This window comes from Curtobacterium sp. Leaf261, assembly GCF_001422205.1.
Taxonomy (GTDB): Bacteria; Actinomycetota; Actinomycetes; order Actinomycetales; family Microbacteriaceae; genus Curtobacterium.
Genome location: NZ_LMMJ01000007.1, coordinates 392,340 through 409,032, shown reverse-complemented (window position 1 = coordinate 409,032; position 16,693 = coordinate 392,340). Strand labels below are relative to the sequence as shown.

Here is a 16,693-nt window from a genome sequence, read left to right as displayed (position 1 = left end):
GGGTGAACGCCGTCGTGCTGCCGATCGTCATGTGGGCGGTCGTCGTGGCGTGCGCCGTCCCGTTCCGCCGGGGCCGCGACACCTCGGTGCTCGTCGCGGCGACGCTCATGGCCCTCGCGTTCACCGTCACCGTGACCCCGGTGTACCTGGCGCTCGACCCACTCATCGGGGGCCGCAACCTCACCGACCTGCTGAAGCAGACGCTCTTCGTCGGTGCCGTGTACTTCCTGTCGCGGGGCATCGCGAAGGCCGTCGGGGGCCCGTCGATCGGTCGGGGGATCGCCTGGATCGTGCCCGCGGTGGTCGTCGTGGTGCAGACGGTGGCGTTCTCGCAGGTCGCGATGGGTGCCGGCACGACGACGTCCTTCATGACCTCCTACGGCGACCAGGTCCCGGCGATGGTCTACTCCATGGCGCACTTCGTCTACTTCGGGGTGACGCTCGGGGCCGCCGGTGTCGCGTGCCTCCGCTCGGGCTTCCGCCTGGCACCGGGGATCGTGCGGTGGAGCCTCGGGTTCCTCGTCGCCGGGAGCGCGTCGTCGGTCGTCACGGCGCTGCTCCTCGTCGTGCGGGACGTCATCGCCGTCACGGGGCGGACCTCGCTCGCGGTGACGGTCAACCGCGGTTACGGACCCCTGCTGCTGCTCTCGGTGGTCCTCGTGGCCGCCGGGCTGGCACTCCCGCGGCTGACCGGTGGCGCCACCCGCCGGAGCATCGCGCGGGAACTCCCCGGGCTCGTCGCCGGGCTCGAGGCGCTGCGGGACCGGGCCTCGTCGCCGGACCGACGGCTGCGCCTCCCGGTCGGGGTCCGCGCACCGGGCGGGACTGCGACGCCACTCGACGAGCTGCACCGACTGGTGGTCGAGGTGCACGACGAGATGTTCCTCAACCCGGACTTCGCGCCGACGGACGCCGAGCGCGCGGTACTCGACCGGAGCGAGCGGCTCGTGAGTCGGCTCGAGCTCATCTGAGCGGGTCCATCCGAGCGGGTTCATCCGAGCGAGCTCATCCGAGCGAGAGCAGGAGTGCCGCTGCGCACCCTCGACATGAGAGTGCCCCCGCGATGCCGAACACTGTGGGGGGACAGCGGCAGACACCCGGGGGCGGGGCTGGTCGTGGGGGGACGACCAACAGGGACAACGCTACGCACTCCGGGTCGGTGACGGCAACACTGGACATGTCCAACTTCGTGGACCTGAACAGATGTGCACCGAGGCGTCAGCCCGTCGGTCCCTCCGACGCCCGGAGCGACTTCGGCAGCTTCCGCAGTGCCGCTCGTCGCTTGCGGCGGTCCGGGATCATCGACCGCATCTCCTCGAGCTTGCCGAAGCACAGGAGCCGGTCGCCGGCCTCGAGCGCGACACCGCTCCTGGGGTTCGGGATGACGGTGCTCCCGCGGTGCAGGGTGAGGACCGTGATGTCGCGGTCGCCGAGCCCGGACTGCTCGATCGTCCGGCCGACGAGCTCCGCGTTCGTGTGCACGAGCAGCTCGGCCACGCCGTACCCCGTGGACACGCTCAACCGCTGCCGGACGTCGATCTCCGGGAACGCGACCTGGTTGTCGATGAAGTCGATGACCGCCCCGGCGACGTCGAGCCCGGTCGCGCGCTCGATGCCCTCGAGCCCCGGGGACGAGTTCACCTCCATGACGAGCGGTCCGTCGGCGCCCTCGAGCATGTCGACCCCGGCCACCCGGAGGCCCATGATCTGCGCCGAGCGGACCGCCGCCTCCTCGTACTCGGGGGTGATCTCGACCTTCTCGACGCTGCCGCCGCGGTGCACGTTCGACCGGAACTCGTCGCCGCGGGCCACCCGACGCATCGCCGCGACGACACGGTCGCCGACGACGAGCGCCCGGATGTCGCGGCCACGGCTCTCGGCGATGAAGCTCTGGATGAGCACGTTCTGCTTGGTCGACTGCAGCGTCTCGACGATCGACTCGGCGGTCCCGGCCTCCGGCGCGAGGATGACGCCGATGCCCTGGGTCCCCTCGAGGAGCTTGATCACGACGGGTGCCCCGCCGACGCGTTCGATCGCCATCCGGACGTCCGCACGGCTGTTCACGAACGCGGTCGCCGGCATCGCGATGTCGTGCCGCGAGAGGATCTGGTTCGCCCGGAGCTTGTCGCGGGAGTTCGCGATCCCGTTCGCGGTGTTCGGCGTGTAGACGTCCATCGTCTCGAACTGCCGGACGACCGCGGTCCCGAAGTACGTGATCGAGTTGCCGATGCGGGGCAGGATCGCGTCGTAGTCGGAGAGCAGCCGTCCGCGGTACTGCAGGTCGGGCTCCGACCCGGACAGGTCGATCGCGAACCGCAGGGTGTCGAGCACCTTGACGGAGTGGCCGCGATCGAGTGCTGCGGCCTTGAGGCGCTGGGTCGAGTACGTCTGCGGCGCACGCGACAGGATGGCCAACTTCATGGGGGTGCACTCCGGCAGGATCGGGTGATCGACGACGACACCACATCCTGACACTCCCGGACGTCGTCGTGCTGCCAGGATGGTGCAATGGCCGACCGACCGAAGACCGCGCGGCGCGATCCGTTCGTCGCCGGGTGGCGCGAGTGGGCCGGGCTGCCCGATCTCGGCATCGGCTGGATCAAGGTGAAGCTCGACACCGGGGCGCGGAGTTCCGCCCTGCACGCGTTCGACCTCGTCGAACTCCCGGGGGACCGCGTGCGGTTCTCGGTGCACCCGTGGCAGGACTCGGACGCTGACGCCACGACCGTCGAGTGCGACATCCACGACCGCCGCGTGGTCCGCAGCTCGTCCGGGCACACCGAGGAACGGATCGTCGTCCGGACCGCCATCGCCCTCGCCGGCCGGACCGTCCTCGCCGAGACGACCCTCAGCAACCGTGACCAGATGGGCTTCCGGATGCTCGTCGGCCGCGAGGCCCTCCGTCAGGGCTTCCTCGTCGACCCGGCCGGGTCGTTCCTCGGCGGTCGCGCGCCGCGCGAGATCCGCCGCCGGAACCGCGGCCGGTCCTGAGACCGCGGCCGGTCCTGAGACCGCGGGTCGCGTCCTCGACGTGGCCATGCAACGGACTGGAGGGACGGTGCCAGCTTGCACCGTCCCTCCAGTCCGTCAGTCCGTCATGCTCAGGCGAGCGTCGCCGCGTCGATCACGAAGCGGTACCGGACGTCCGACTTGAGGACGCGCTCGTAGGCCTCGTTGATCTGGTCGGCCGAGATGAGCTCGGTCTCCGGGACGATGCCGTGCTCGGCGCAGAAGTCGAGCATCTCCTGGGTCTCGCGGATGCCACCGATCGCGGAGCCGGCCCAGCTGCGGCGAGCGGGGATCAGGGCGAACGCGGGGACGGCGAGCGGCTCGGACGGTGCGCCGACGTTGACCATGGTGCCGTCGACGGCGAGGAGGCCGAGGTAGGCGCTCATGTCGACCTTCGCGGACACCGTGTTGATGATGAGGTCGAATGACCCGGCGAGGTCCGTGAACGTCGACTCGTCGCTCGTGGCGTAGTAGTGGTCCGCGCCGAGACGGAGCCCGTCCTCCTGCTTGGAGAGCGTCTGCGACAGGACGGTGACCTCGGCGCCCATGGCGTGCGCGATCTTGACGGCCATGTGGCCGAGACCGCCCATGCCGACGACGGCGAGCTTGGTGCCGGGGCCCGCGTTCCAGTGGTGGAGCGGTGAGTACGTCGTGATGCCGGCGCAGAGGAGCGGGGCGACGGCGGCCTGGTCGAGGGACTCCGGGACCTTCAGGACGAAGTCCTCGTCGACGACGACGGCCTCGGAGTAGCCGCCCTGGGTGATGGTGCCGTCGGCCGGGTCGACGCCCGTGTAGGTGCCGATGTTGCCCTTGAGGCAGTACTGCTCCTGCCCGGCGAGGCACTGCTCGCACTCGCGGCAGGAGTTCACCATGCAGCCGACGCCGACGAGGTCTCCGACGCTGTGCTTGCTGACGTCGCTGCCGACGGCGGAGACGTGGCCGACGATCTCGTGGCCGACGACCTGCGGGTAGGCGATGTCGCCCCACTCGCCGCGGACGGTGTGGATGTCGGAGTGGCAGATGCCGGCGTAGGTGATCTCGATCTGGACGTCCTTCGGGCCGACGTCACGGCGCTCGATGGTGGTCTTGACGAGGGGTTCGGTGGCCGAGGTGGCGGCGTAGGCGTTGACGGTGCGCAAGGTTCTCCTGCTGGGTTCGTCGGGTGGGTGGATGCACGACCAGGCCTGGCCCCGAGGGCCGGCGGCGCTGTGCACGACCCACGCTACGCGGGGTGTGGTGTGCGACAGGGGTTCTGTCGGGGCACCCCTCGTGCTCGGCTCGGGTCCGGTGGGCTCGGCTCGGCTCGGGTGGCACGGCTCGGCTCGGGTGGCACCACTGTCGGCGCATCACACCCCCGATGTCGGATGGTGCGATGCGCCGGAAGTGGTGCCATGCGTCGCTCAGGAGGCGGAGGCGGGGGCGGGGGCCGGGGCCGGAGCGGGGGCAGCCCGGCGAGTGCCCATGGTGAGCAGGACCACCGCGCCCACGACGGCCACCGCACCGGCGAACCAGAAGTCCGCCGCGATGCCGAACGAGGTCACCGCGAGCCCACCGAGCACGGACCCGGCGGAGATCGACAGCTGGATCGTCGTGACGAACAGGGCGAGGCCGCTCTCGGACGTGCCGGGCGTCGCGGTCGTCATCCAGGTCTGGGTGGCGAGCGGGAGCGCACCCCACACCAGTCCCCAGACGACGAGCGCCACGAACACCCCGACGGTCGACTGGGCGAGGAACGGCAGCAGGACCACCGCGCCGGCGAGGACGAACTTCGCGGTGCCGATCGTCCCGATCACGGTGCGCCCGAGGGTGAGTCCCGCGACGAAGTTCCCGACGATGCCGGCGATCCCGAACACGAGGAGCGCCAGCGTGACGGTGTCCGGCCCGACGCCGACGGTGCGTTCGAGGAACGGCGTGACGTAGGTGTACGCCGCGAACTGGGCGATGAAGATGAACACCGCCGCGATCAGACCGACCCGGGCACGGGGGACGCGGAGGAGCGCGCCGAGGGTGGCGAACCGGACCCGCTGTCGTGATGGGATGCTCGGCAGCAGGGCGAGCTGCAGGACCAGTGCGACGACCGCGAGGGCCCCGCCGATGACGAACGCGAGTCGCCAGCTCGCGAGCGAGGACACGAACGCACCGAGGGGCAGGCTCACCACGGTCGCGACGGAGATGCCGGCGGTGATGAACGAGGTCGCCCGGATCGCCGCGGACGCGTGCACGAGTCGCGTCGCGATCCCGGCGCCGATCGCCCAGAACCCGCCGATCGCGATGCCGAGCAGCATCCGGGCGACGAGTAGCACGGCGAACGTCGGTGCGATCGCCGCGAGGCCGTCGGCCACGACGAGCAGCACGGTGAGCCCGACGAGCACGGTTCGCCGGTCCACGCTCGACGACGCGACGGTGACGACGGGGGCGGCGACGGCCCCGAAGAGCGCGGTGACGACGATCATCAGCCCCGCCGTGCCGATGTCGACGCGCAGGCCGTCCGCGATCGCCGGCAGCAGGCCGATGGGCAGGAACTCGGAGAGCACGAGGACGAAGGACCCGAGGGCGACCGACAGCACGCTGAGCCAGCCGCGGCGGTCCGTCGTCGTCGGTTCGGCGGTCGGCACCGAGCCTGTGGGGGTGGTCGGTGCCGATGACGTCATGGGGGCGTCAAGCGGACCCGGTCGCTACCCATTCCCGTGTGGCGTGCCCCGTGCACCGTGTGCTGCGCCTCGTCGGCCGTCGGCGGTCGGCCGTCGGCGTCAGGGGTGCGGGCGCTCGCCACGGTCGAGCATCGCCACGAGCTTCGTCAGTCGGTTCGTCCTGGCCGTCGGGCTCGGCGCGGTGACGATCCGGTGGATCACCGCGTACCGGTTCGCCGAGTCGAGGGTCGCGAACGTGGCAGCGGCCCCCGGTGTCGCCGCGAGGGCGGCGAGCAGGTCCTCGGGTGGCTCGGCCGACGACTGCCCGGCGTAGGCGCGGTCCCAGCGGCCGTCCTCCTTCGCACGGTCGATCTCGGCCTGGCCGCGTGGGCGCATCCGACCCTCGGCGACGAGTGCCGCGACGAGCCCGATGTTCCGCTGCGACCAGAGCGACGCGCGCCGCCGCGGGGTGAACCGCTCCACGAAGGTGCTCTCGTCGCGGCTCCGCTTCTGCCCGTCGATCCACCCGCTGCAGAGCGACTCGTCGAGGGCCTGCGCATAGGTCAGCGAGGTCGGCGACGTGGTGCCCTTCTTGGCGAGGACGAGCCAGACCCCGTCGGAGGTCGACTCGTGCTCGTCCAGCCACGCACGCCACGCGGCCGCATCCGCCACGACCAGGACCTCAGGTGCCGGCTGCTCAGGGCTCATGCCGCCGATCCTCGCACCACGGGGCTCTGTGGCACCACCTTCGGCGCATCGCACCCCGCCCCGCGCGTCGCACCACATGCGGCGCATCGCACCCCGCCCCGCGCGTCGCACCACATGCGGCGCGTCGCACCCCGCCCCGCGCGTCGCACCACATGCGGCGCATCGCACCCCTGCCGACGGATGGTGCGATGCGCCGGGAGTGGTGTCATGCAGCCCGGAGGGCCCACCCCGCGGCTCGGGGCCATCCAGCGCCGGTGCCCGAGCTCAGCGTGCGGCAGCGACCACGAGCCCACCACGACGCCCGACGGCCCACACGGTCAGCGCGAACCCGCTCAGCACCGCACCCGCCAGGCTGACGCCGAACCAGCCCGCATGGGCCCAGAGCACCGACGCGAGTGCCGAACCGACCGCACCCCAGATGAAGTTGTTCGTCACGAAGGCCGTGTTGATGCGGCTCCTGGCGGACGGGTCGACCTGGAACATCCGTGACTGCACCATGATGTTGTGCCCCTGGATCGCCACGTCGAGCACCAGGATCGCGACGACGATGACGACGACCGACCGCGCGCCGAACCCCGCGATCACGAAGGCGACGAGCACGAGCGCCCACGCGATGCCGACCGCGGGGAGCGCCCATCCGCGGTCGTGGAGCCGACCCGCGCGCTGGGCCGCGATCGCACCCGCGAGTCCGACGAGCCCGAACAGCCCGATCACCGGCACCGGGTAGGAGAACGGCGGCGCGCTCAGCAGGAACGTCAGCGCCGTCCAGAACATCGTGAAGGCCATGAACGAGGTGCCGCCGAGCACGAGGCTCCAGCGGACGGCCCGCTCCCGTCGGACGATGGCGAACACCGACGCGATCAGCGCCGGGTAGCGCAGGCGGGTCCGCGGTTCGAGTGTCGGGATCGCGCGGTACAGGAGCACGGCGAGCACGACGGCGAACACCGCCGCGAGGACGTACACCGCGCGCCACCCGGCGACCCCGGCGACGAGACCGCTGACCGTCCGGGACACGAGGATGCCGACGAGGATCCCGGACACGACCGTCCCGACCACCCGACCGCGGTCCGCATCGGTCGCCAGGTCCCCGGCGAGCGGCGCCAGGACCTGCCCCGCGACGGTGGTCAGGCCGACCAGGGCAAGGGCACCGAGCAAGACCGGGAACGTCGGCGCGAGGGCGGCTGCGACGAGCGCGACCGCCGACGCGAGGAGCGCCAGCGGTACGAGCCGACGCCGGTCGACGACGTCCCCCAGCGGGACGAACAGCAGGATGCCGACCGCGTACCCGATCTGCGTGGCCGTGACGAGCCAGCCGGCCGAGGCGGTGCCCGTCCTGAGGTCCCGGGCGATGACGTCGAGGAGCGGCTGCGCCCAGTACAGGTTGCCGACGGCGGCACCCCCGGCGATCGCGAAGAGCAGGGTGAGGCGGCGGGTCATGCGGTGGTCTCCCGCGGGTGTCGTGGTCATCGCGTCCATCGAACCCCAGCGCGGTGTGCTGCGGGAGGGGTCACCGGTACCCCGGTCCGCGCGCCGCCGTCCGCACCGGCACCCGCAGACTCCACGGGTCGTCGGGCATGATCACTGCATGCGATCCGAAGAGGTCACCGCCAGGTACCGAGCCGCCCGCGACCACCTGCTGTCCGTGCGCGAGGACGGCGATGCTGCACGCGCGGACTTCCGCTGGCCCGACGTCGGCGACACCTTCAACTGGGCGACCGACTGGTTCGACGCCGTCGCCCGGGACAACGACCGCGTCGCCCTCCAGCTCGTCGAGGTGGACGGCTCCGGGTCGAGTACGACCTACGCCGAGATGTCGCGCCGGTCCGAGCGGCTCGCGGTCCACCTGCACGGGCTCGGTGTCCGGAAGGGCGACCACGTCCTCCTCATGCTCGGCAACCAGCTCGAGCTGTGGGAGACGATGCTCGCGGTGATGAAGCTCGGCGCCGTGATCCTGCCGACCTCGACGATGCTCGAGTCCGCCGACCTGCAGGACCGCATCGACCGGGGACTCGTCCGGCACGTCGTCACGAACGCGGGCGAGACGCCGAAGTTCACGGACGTGACAGGTGGCTTCACGCGCATCGTCATCGGCGGTGCCGCGGCGGGCTGGCACGACTACCCGACCACGCTCGACGACCCGGCGCCCGCCGACGAGTCCCGTCCCGACGTCGTCACGCGCGCCGACGACCCCTGCCTGGTGTACTTCACGTCCGGCACGACGTCGAAGCCGAAGATGGTCGTGCACACGCAGGTGTCCTACCCCGTCGGACACCTCAGCACGATGTACTGGCTCGGACTCCGCCCCGGCGACGTGCACCTCGCGATCAGCTCGCCGGGGTGGGGCAAGCACGCGTGGAGCTGCTTCTTCGCCCCGTGGATCGCCGAGGCCACCGTGTTCGTCTACAACTACGAGCGCTTCGACGCCCCTGCGCTCCTCGACCAGCTCGAGCGGGCGCGGGTCACCACGTTCTGTGCGCCGCCGACCGTGTGGCGCCTGCTCATCCAGGCGGACCTCGGCACCCGGCCGAGTGCACTCCGCGAGGTCGTGTCCGCCGGCGAACCCCTGAACCCCGAGGTGATCAGCCGCGTCCAGCGCGCATGGGGCCGCACCATCCGCGACGGCTACGGCCAGACCGAGACGACGGCGATCGTCGGCAACAGCCCGGGTGGAACGGTGCGACCCGGCGCGATGGGGCACCCGCTGCCCGGGGTCACCGTCACGCTCGTCGACCCCGTGACGGGCGAACCCGCCGTGGCCGAGGGCGAGGTCTGCCTCGACCTGACGACCCGCCCGGTCAACCTGATGGCGGGCTACCTCGGCGACCCGGACCGGACGAGGAGCGCCCTCCGCGACGGATGGTTCCACACCGGGGACGTGGCGTCGGTCGACGACGAGGGCGTCCTCACGTTCATCGGCCGCACCGACGACGTCTTCAAGTCCTCCGACTACAAGGTCTCGCCGTTCGAGGTGGAGAGCGCACTCCTGCAGCACCCCGCGGTCGCGGAGTCGGCGGTGGTGCCGGCACCCGACGACACCCGGCTGAACGTCGTCAAGGCGTACGTGACGCTCAACGCCGGGTGGGAGCCGGACGCGGAGACGGCCCGCGCGGTCCTGGCGTTCGCCCGCACGGCACTCCCCGCGTACGAGCGCGTCCGCCGCGTCGAGTTCGGCGCACTGCCGAAGACGATCTCCGGCAAGATCCGCCGCGTGGAACTGCGGGACCGCGAGGCGCTCGCCGCGACCGACGAGTCGACCCGGCAGGCCGAGGAGTGGCGCGACACGGACTTCGACGGGTTGCGGTCCGGTGGACGGCCCTGATGACGGACTGGAGGGGCGGTGCCAGCTGGCACCGTCCCTCCAGTCCGACCGCCCGTCAGCCCGTCAGAAGGCGGGCGTGCCGCCCGCGATCGTGATCGTGGAACCCGAGCTGTAGCTCGACTCCGGGCTGACGAGGTGGACGTACGCCGCGGCGAGTTCGGCGGGCTGTCCGGGGCGACCGAACGGCGAGTCCTGACCGAACGTCGAGACGGTCTCGGCGTCGTCGGACCCGGGCTGGAGCGGCGTCCACACGGGGCCGGGGGCGACCGAGTTGACCCGGATGCCCTTGGGGGCGAGCTGCTGCGCGACCGCCTCGGTGAAGAGCTTGATCGCGCCCTTGGACACGGCGTAGTCGATCTTGTCCGCCGACGGGGTGGACGCCTGGATCGACCCGGTCGTGACGATCGTGGAACCCGGCTCGAGGTGCGGGACGACCGCCTTCGTCAGCCAGAACAGCGAATAGATGTTCGTCTTGAACGTCGAGTCGAACATCGAGGTGTCGAGGGTCAGGATGTCGTCGTTGCTGTCCATCCGGCCGGCGACCATGACGAGCGTGTCGAGGCCGCCGAGCTCGTCGACACCCTTCTGGACGAGGTCCTTGCAGTACTGCTCGTCGGAGATGTCCCCGGGGAACAGGACGATGGTCCGGCCCTCGGCGACGAGGAGGTCGCGCACCTGCTCCGCGTCCTCCTGCTCGTCGGGCAGGTAGGAGAGGACGAGGTCGGCACCCTCGCGGGCGAGGCCGATCGCGGCGGCGCGGCCGATGCCGGAGTCGGCCCCGGTGACGATGCCGCGGTAGCCCTTGAGTCGACCGAGGCCGACGTAGCTCTCCTCGCCGTGGTCCGGCTTCGGGTCCATCTTGTACGCGGCACCCGGCAGCGACTGCTCCTGCTTCGGGTACGGCGGTGCGGGGTAGAGGCTGTTCGGGTCCTGCTTGTCGTACTGGCTCATGCGTCCACTGTCCTCATGGCCGCGTGTCGGGTGTCCAGGGATGTCCGTCGACCGCGTCGGGGGCTTCCGCAGGCGGCGGTGCCGCGGGGTGTTCCGAACACGCGCGTCCGCCGGGAACACCGGGATCCGCGTGTTCGGCCTGGACGGACGTGCTCTGAACACCGCACCGCACCGGACGGGAGGGACGGTGCGGTCTGGCACCGTCCCTCCAGTTCGTCAGTCGGACGGTGCGTCGAGATCTGCCGCGTACGTTCGGAAGTCACCGCGCTCGCTGTGCAGGCGCCACAGCGTGTCCGCCAGGACGGACGGCTCGTGCGACTCCTCGCCGCCACCGATGCCCCGCGGGATGATGAGCTGCGCCACGTGGATGTTCTCCGGTTCGAGCGCCTCGTGCAGGAGCTCGGCGTAGGCGCTCTCGCCGGCGAAGGCGATCGAGGTCCCGGTCACGGCTCCACGCGCACGGACGGCACTCGCACCGTTCACGAACAGGATCGAGCCCTTCCCGAGCGACCGCATGCCGGGGATGACCTGGCGCGCAGCGGTGACGGGTCCGTAGACCGAGAACTCGATCGGACCGACGAGGTCCTCGGCGGTCGTCTCGAGCGTCGGCCGCATGAACTCCTTGGCGGGCAGCGGGCTGTACTGCAGCACCTCGATGATGCCGAGGCGTTCGGCAGCGTGCACCAGGGCCCGCTGCAGCGAGGCGGTGTCGCGGACGTCGGCGGTGAAGCCCTCGGCGCTGATGCCCTCGTCGCGGAGGGTCTCGGCCAGTGCGTCCACCCGCTCCTGGTTCCGGGCGATCAGCGCGACGGCGAAGCCCTCGCGGCCGAAGCGACGGGCGACGGTGAGCCCGAGGCCCTTGCCGGCGCCAATGATGGCGATGGTGCTCATGTGGTGCTCCTCTGCAGGGACCGGCCGTCTGCTCGGACCGGTTCGTCGCCGCCGACCGTACCCATCGGCGCGGAGCGGGGGTTCAGGACTCACACCTCGAGGGTCACCGTGACGACGTCGTCGATCTCGAGTCCCTCCGCCGTCTGCAGCGCCTTCTTGACCGGGACGATGTACCCGCCGTCCTTCGGCCAGAGCGCCGTCGTGGTCGTGGTCGCACCGATCCGGACGCGGACGGGGACCATGCCCCACCCGTAGCTGACCAGGGGAGCGATCTCGGCGAGTTCCGCGCTGGCGTCCGCGGGCACGGTGACGAAGTGGAACGGCGCGGGGCCGCGCCAGTACCAGAGCGGTCCGCTGAAGTGGAGCTCCATGGCGCGACGATAGCGCGCCGCGCCGCGCCGCGCCGGGGAACACGGGGAAGCGGCCGAACTGCGACCCGAACGCGCTCCGGCCGCCCCCCGCACCTCCAACCTGATCCGGTGGAGGTGGGCCCACCCTAGGCGTGTTCTCCGACGATCGTCCGGACACCGCGCAGGCGCGGCACACCCGACGGGAGGCGCGGGTAGCGTTCCACACGGCCCGCCGGTCCGCGATCGGCTCGCCACCCACCGCATCGCATCGTAGTTCGAAGGAGAACACCCATGCCCGCCCTCACCGACACCTTCCGCCTCGCGAACGGCGTGGAGATCCCGAAGATCGGCTTCGGCACCTGGCAGATCCCCGACGGCGACGAGGCGTACGACTCCGTCGCCGAGGCCCTGCGCGTCGGCTACCGCCACATCGACACCGCACGCGCCTACGGCAACGAGGCGAGTGTCGGTCGTGCGATCCGTGACAGCGGCATCCCGCGCGACGAGATCTTCCTGACGACCAAGCTGCCGGCCGAGGTCAAGGACCACGACGAAGCGCTCGCGAGCTTCGAGACGACGATGTCGGCACTCGACCTCGAGTACGTCGACCTCTACCTCATCCACGCACCGTGGCCCTGGTCCGACCCGCACACCGACCACCGCGAGGGCAACCAGGCCGCGTGGAAGGCCCTCGAGGAGATCCACGCCTCCGGTCGTGCGCGCTCGATCGGCATCTCGAACTTCGACGTCGCCGACATCGAGTCGCTCATGGAGACCGCGACCGTGACCCCGCACGCCAACCAGATCCGCTGGTTCGTCGGGTTCACCCAGGACGAGACGACCGCCTTCTGCCAGGAGCACGACATCCTCGTCGAGGGCTACTCGCCGCTGGCCACCGGCGCGATCCTCGACAACGCGGACGTCAAGGGCATCGCGGACAAGTACGGCAAGTCCGTCGCGCAGCTCTGCATCCGCTACCTGCTCGAGAAGGACGTCCTGCCGCTCCCGAAGACCACGACGCCGTCGCGGATCGCCGAGAACGCCGACGTCGACTTCACGGTCTCCGCCGAGGACCTGGCGTTCCTCGACGGGCTGGTGGACACCGCGTCCTGAGCGGCTCCGAGACCCCGGGGGACGGACCGATCGGTCCGTCCCCCGGGGTCTTCGCGTTGCGCGACGGGTGTTCATGCATGGCCCCTGTTCGGGGGGCACCGGACGGGTTATGGTTCCTCGGTCCGTGGTTGCTCCGCGACCACGCTGAACAGGGAGGAACGACAGGCATGACCCTCAACAAGACCATCGCACTACCGCTCGCCCTCGTCGCTGCCGGGGCACTCGCCCTCGGCATCGCCCAACAACCCGTCTCGGCATCCGCCGCGACGACCTCGCTCCCGACCGGCGACGTCCGCTCGAACGGTCGCACCTGGCACCAGGCCTACCGGGAGGACTTCAACACGCCGGCTCCGCTCGGCTCGGTCCTGCAGAAGTACCCGGCGCTCACGACGTACAACGGGGGCCGCGACACCAGCGGCCGCGGCGTCTACGCACCGAACCGGGTGCTCAGCGTCAAGGACGGCAACCTCGACTACTGGGTGCACTCGGAGAACGGGCAACCGCTCGCCGCGACCGTGATGCCGGCCGGCTGGTCGACGATGACGACCGGTCGGGTCTCCGTCCGGTACAAGACCACGGACACGGCGGGCTACAAGTTCGTCGGCATGCTCTGGCCGGATCGCGACGACTGGAACAAGGGCGAAATCGACTGGCCGGAGGGCGACCTCGGCGAGACCCCCCGTCCGGCGTCGGGCATCCCGGGCAGCCTCCGGAACGGCCAGCTCGTGTTCGACCACTCCGTCGAGAAGCACACGTCGACGGGAACCACGAGCTACCACGTCGCCACCACCGAGTGGGACCACGGCATCGTGCGGTTCTACTGGGACGACACGCTCGTCTCGCAGACGACGAAGGCCGTGCCGCAGAGCCCGATGCGGGTCGCGCTGCAGGCGGAGACCGCGATCCTCGGGTCCGTTCCGCAGAGCAGCAGCGGGCACGTCGACGTCGACTGGGTGTCGATCTGGAAGTGACGCTCGCCTGACCGGCGACGGACGGACTGGAGGGACGGGGCGGCGCCGCCCCGTCCCTCCAGTCCGTCCTCCGGCACCCTGGGACGGGTTCACAGGGGACTGTGATGTTGCCCCTCGAACGGGGGGTGCATCGCCTCGGCCGCGGGGATCGGGCCGTACAGGATCGCTCGGTACCGAGCCCCGGCCGCCCGGTAGACCGCACGGTCGCGTTTGCGGTCGGTCCGGGCATTTCCTATGGTCATCCCCGTTCCTCCCGGCAGCCCCTCTCCCGGGCTCGGGGGGACGGTGCGCCGCCCCTCTGGCGGTTCGGCACCACCGGCCCCGCTCGCGCGCGACACTGCCCCGCGGCGGGGACCGTACCTCGACCGCTACCGGTACGAGGCGGGCAGTCCGTGTCGCATCGACGACGTCAGCGGCCTCGAAGGAACAGGGATCATCACCATGAAGAAGCAGACTCGTACCCGCACGCTCCTCGGCGGACTCGCCTTCGCCGGCATCGCCGCAGCAGGTGTCGGCCTCACCGCAGCGCCCGCGAGCGCGGCACCCGAATCGACCTGGGACGCCATCGCCCAGTGCGAGAGCGGTGGCAACTGGGCCATCAACACCGGCAACGGTTACTCCGGCGGCCTGCAGTTCTCCCCGTCGACGTGGGCGGCCTACGGCGGCACCGGCTCGGCGTCCTCGGCGAGCAAGGCCACCCAGATCGCCGTCGCCGAGCGCGTGCTCGCGGCGCAGGGCTGGGGCGCATGGCCCACCTGCTCGGCGAAGGTCGGCGCGAGCGGCGCGGCACAGCCCACCGCGGCGGCTCCGGCTGCTGCCCCGGCGCAGGCTGCCGCTCCGGCGCCCGCCGCCGCCCCGGCGACGAAGGCCGCACCGCGTCACCTCGCGACCCCGGCTCCGGCGGCACGGGCGACCCCGGCGGCCGTCCCGACGAGCGGGCAGACCTACACCGTGGTCGCGGGCGACACCCTCGACAAGATCGCGACGACGCTCGGGATCGACGGCGGCTACACGAAGCTCCAGGCCGCGAACCTCAGCACGATCGCGAACCCGGACCTGATCTACACGGGCCAGGTCCTGCAGCTCCCGGCCTGACCCGCCCTGGCCCGGCCTGGCCCGGTCCGGCCTGCGGTGAGAAGTGCCCATCTGTCGAGTCGCCCACGGCACCCGACAGATGGGCACTTCTCGTTCGGCGGCGCCCGGCCGCACGCCCCCTGAACGGGGGTGTATTCAGCATGTCTGCGATGGGATCACTTACGGTGTCAGCATGAAGTACGCTCCACGCCACGCTCGGCGCGCGCACACCCGGATCGTCCTCCCCGTGGTCTCCGGGGTCCTCGCCGCAGTGATCGTGCTCGTCGGCGGGTACTCCGCGTACAGCTACACCAGGTTCTCGACGGGCGTGTCCCACGTCGACGCCCTGTCGAAGCCGTCGGGCGCCGCCACGGACGACCTCGACGGCACGGCCCAGAACATCCTGCTCGTCGGGGACGACGAGCGGCCCGCGGACGCCACCCCCGAGGAGCTCCACGAGCTCGGCACCGACGCCCACCCCGGCAGCATCAACACCGACACCGTCATCGTCCTGCACATCGCCGCGGACGGGAAGAGCGCCACGATGCTGTCGCTGCCGCGTGACTCGTGGGTCGCCATCCCCGGTCACGGCATGGGCCGGATCAACAGCGCCTACCCGCTCGGCATGGCGAGCGGCGGTGCGAGCGGCGGCGCGCAGCTCCTCACCCAGACGGTGCAGAACCTCACAGGGTTGACGATGGACCACTACGTCCAGGTGTCGCTCATCAAGTTCTACCGGATCGTGCAGGTGCTCGGGCCGGTCCAGGTGTGCCTGAACAACCCCGTCAAGGACAGCTACACCGGCATCAACCTGCCGGCGGGTGTGCAGGAGCTCGCACCGAACCAGGCGCTCCAGTTCGTCCGCCAGCGACACGGACTGCCGCGCGGGGACATCGACCGGACCGTCCGCCAGCAGTACTTCCTCGCGCAGGAGGCCAAGCAGGTCCTCTCCGCGGGGACCCTGCTCAACCCGGTGAAGACCACGCGGGTCCTCGACACCGTGAAGCAGTCACTGACGACCGACGACGGGCTGAACTTCCTGCAGCTCGCCACCCAGCTCCGGAACCTCCGTCCGGGCGACATCCGCTCGGACACCCTCCCGGTCACGTTCGCGACCATCGCGGGGAACGACGTCGACGTCGTCGACACCGCCGGGATGCCCGCGTACATCCAGAGCCTCATCGGACCGCCCGAGGCCTACACCGATGCCACGGCGTCGAGCCCGGCCGGGGTGGACGTCACCGTCCTGAACGGCAGCGGTGTCACCGGGGCCGCAGCGGCCGCATCGACCCAGCTCACCGCGCTCGGCTTCGCCGTCGGGACGCCGGGGTCGTCCACCTCGACCGCGAGCACGCTCGTGGAGTACCCGGCCGGCATGGAGGCGCAGGCCAAGGCCGTCGCGGACGCCGTCCCCGGGTCGACCGCGGTGCTGACGTCGTCGGTCAGCTCGGTGACGCTCCTGCTCGGCACGGACGGCAAGGTCCCCTCGTCCGGCACCCCGGCGGCCGGCGACAGCTCCGCGGCGGCGCCGGATCCCGCCGCACCCTCCAAGGAGGCGTCCGCGGAGTCCTCGCCCTCGAGCACGCCGGCCGGGAACGCCTACGGCACGGACGGCAGCTGCATCAACTGACGCTGCCGGAGCCGGAGCCGGAGCCGGAGCCGCACCACGGACGCGAT

General features: G+C 71.2%; 15 protein-coding genes. 7 read left to right on the top strand and 8 right to left on the bottom strand.

Going from position 1 to position 16,693, the window contains the following annotated elements; genetic code table 11:
• Positions 1-2: 2 nt before the first annotated feature.
• Entirely contained in the window at positions 3-971 is a 969-nt protein-coding gene (locus ASF23_RS07230; RefSeq protein ID WP_055951077.1) for a hypothetical protein, read from the top strand.
• Positions 972-1,218: 247 nt separating this feature from the next.
• On the opposite strand, the gene rimK is transcribed toward ASF23_RS07230, so the two are convergent.
• A complete protein-coding gene (rimK, locus tag ASF23_RS07225; protein ID WP_055951075.1) occupies positions 1,219-2,421 on the bottom strand; it encodes a 30S ribosomal protein S6--L-glutamate ligase in 1,203 nt (400 codons plus the stop codon).
• Positions 2,422-2,508: 87 nt separating this feature from the next.
• Here rimK and ASF23_RS07220 point away from each other — a divergent pair, with 87 nt between their 5' ends.
• On the top strand, positions 2,509-2,991 hold the full coding sequence (locus ASF23_RS07220) for an ATP-dependent zinc protease family protein (protein ID WP_055951072.1): 483 nt from the start codon (positions 2,509-2,511) through the stop codon (positions 2,989-2,991).
• Between the two features lie 110 nt (positions 2,992-3,101).
• On the opposite strand, the gene ASF23_RS07215 is transcribed toward ASF23_RS07220, so the two are convergent.
• The 4 genes from ASF23_RS07215 to ASF23_RS07200 all read right to left on the bottom strand — a co-directional run bounded on the left by ASF23_RS07215 (position 3,102) and on the right by ASF23_RS07200 (position 7,814).
• Positions 3,102-4,148: an NAD(P)-dependent alcohol dehydrogenase gene (locus ASF23_RS07215; protein ID WP_055951070.1), complete on the bottom strand. Its 1,047-nt coding sequence runs from the start codon at positions 4,146-4,148 to the stop codon at positions 3,102-3,104.
• Positions 4,149-4,409: 261 nt separating this feature from the next.
• Positions 4,410-5,660 (bottom strand): MFS transporter, encoded by a 1,251-nt coding sequence (locus tag ASF23_RS07210; RefSeq protein WP_055951068.1) that lies wholly within the window; start codon positions 5,658-5,660, stop codon positions 4,410-4,412.
• 99 nt (positions 5,661-5,759) lie between these two features.
• Positions 5,760-6,347 (bottom strand): YdeI/OmpD-associated family protein, encoded by a 588-nt coding sequence (locus tag ASF23_RS07205; protein ID WP_055951066.1) that lies wholly within the window; start codon positions 6,345-6,347, stop codon positions 5,760-5,762.
• A 264-nt stretch (positions 6,348-6,611) separates the two neighbouring features.
• Complete coding sequence (locus ASF23_RS07200; protein WP_055951064.1) at positions 6,612-7,814, bottom strand: MFS transporter; 1,203 nt, start codon at positions 7,812-7,814, stop codon at positions 6,612-6,614.
• A 118-nt stretch (positions 7,815-7,932) separates the two neighbouring features.
• On the opposite strand from ASF23_RS07200, the gene ASF23_RS07195 reads away from it, so the two are divergent.
• On the top strand, positions 7,933-9,666 hold the full coding sequence (locus ASF23_RS07195; protein WP_055951062.1) for an AMP-binding protein: 1,734 nt from the start codon (positions 7,933-7,935) through the stop codon (positions 9,664-9,666).
• Positions 9,667-9,729: 63 nt separating this feature from the next.
• Here the strand turns inward: ASF23_RS07195 and ASF23_RS07190 are convergent, their stop codons facing one another.
• From ASF23_RS07190 to ASF23_RS07180, 3 genes are all read right to left on the bottom strand, one after another.
• The gene (locus ASF23_RS07190; RefSeq protein WP_055951060.1) at positions 9,730-10,617 is read right to left on the bottom strand and encodes an SDR family oxidoreductase; all 888 of its coding nucleotides are present in this window, start codon (positions 10,615-10,617) and stop codon (positions 9,730-9,732) included.
• A 216-nt stretch (positions 10,618-10,833) separates the two neighbouring features.
• Positions 10,834-11,508, bottom strand: a complete 675-nt coding sequence (locus ASF23_RS07185) for an SDR family NAD(P)-dependent oxidoreductase (protein WP_055951058.1) — start codon at positions 11,506-11,508, stop codon at positions 10,834-10,836.
• Between the two features lie 89 nt (positions 11,509-11,597).
• The gene (locus ASF23_RS07180) at positions 11,598-11,879 is read right to left on the bottom strand and encodes a DUF1905 domain-containing protein (RefSeq protein WP_055951056.1); all 282 of its coding nucleotides are present in this window, start codon (positions 11,877-11,879) and stop codon (positions 11,598-11,600) included.
• Between the two features lie 270 nt (positions 11,880-12,149).
• On the opposite strand from ASF23_RS07180, the gene ASF23_RS07175 reads away from it, so the two are divergent.
• The 4 genes from ASF23_RS07175 to ASF23_RS07160 all read left to right on the top strand — a co-directional run bounded on the left by ASF23_RS07175 (position 12,150) and on the right by ASF23_RS07160 (position 16,646).
• Positions 12,150-12,971, top strand: coding sequence for an aldo/keto reductase (locus ASF23_RS07175; RefSeq protein ID WP_055951054.1), 822 nt, complete (start codon positions 12,150-12,152; stop codon positions 12,969-12,971).
• 167 nt (positions 12,972-13,138) lie between these two features.
• On the top strand, positions 13,139-13,942 hold the full coding sequence (locus ASF23_RS07170) for a glycoside hydrolase family 16 protein (RefSeq protein WP_055951052.1): 804 nt from the start codon (positions 13,139-13,141) through the stop codon (positions 13,940-13,942).
• A gap of 441 nt (positions 13,943-14,383) precedes the next feature.
• Positions 14,384-15,037 (top strand): LysM peptidoglycan-binding domain-containing protein, encoded by a 654-nt coding sequence (locus tag ASF23_RS07165; RefSeq protein WP_055951050.1) that lies wholly within the window; start codon positions 14,384-14,386, stop codon positions 15,035-15,037.
• A gap of 172 nt (positions 15,038-15,209) precedes the next feature.
• On the top strand, positions 15,210-16,646 hold the full coding sequence (locus ASF23_RS07160; protein WP_055951048.1) for an LCP family protein: 1,437 nt from the start codon (positions 15,210-15,212) through the stop codon (positions 16,644-16,646).
• The last annotated feature ends 47 nt before the right edge of the window (positions 16,647-16,693 follow it).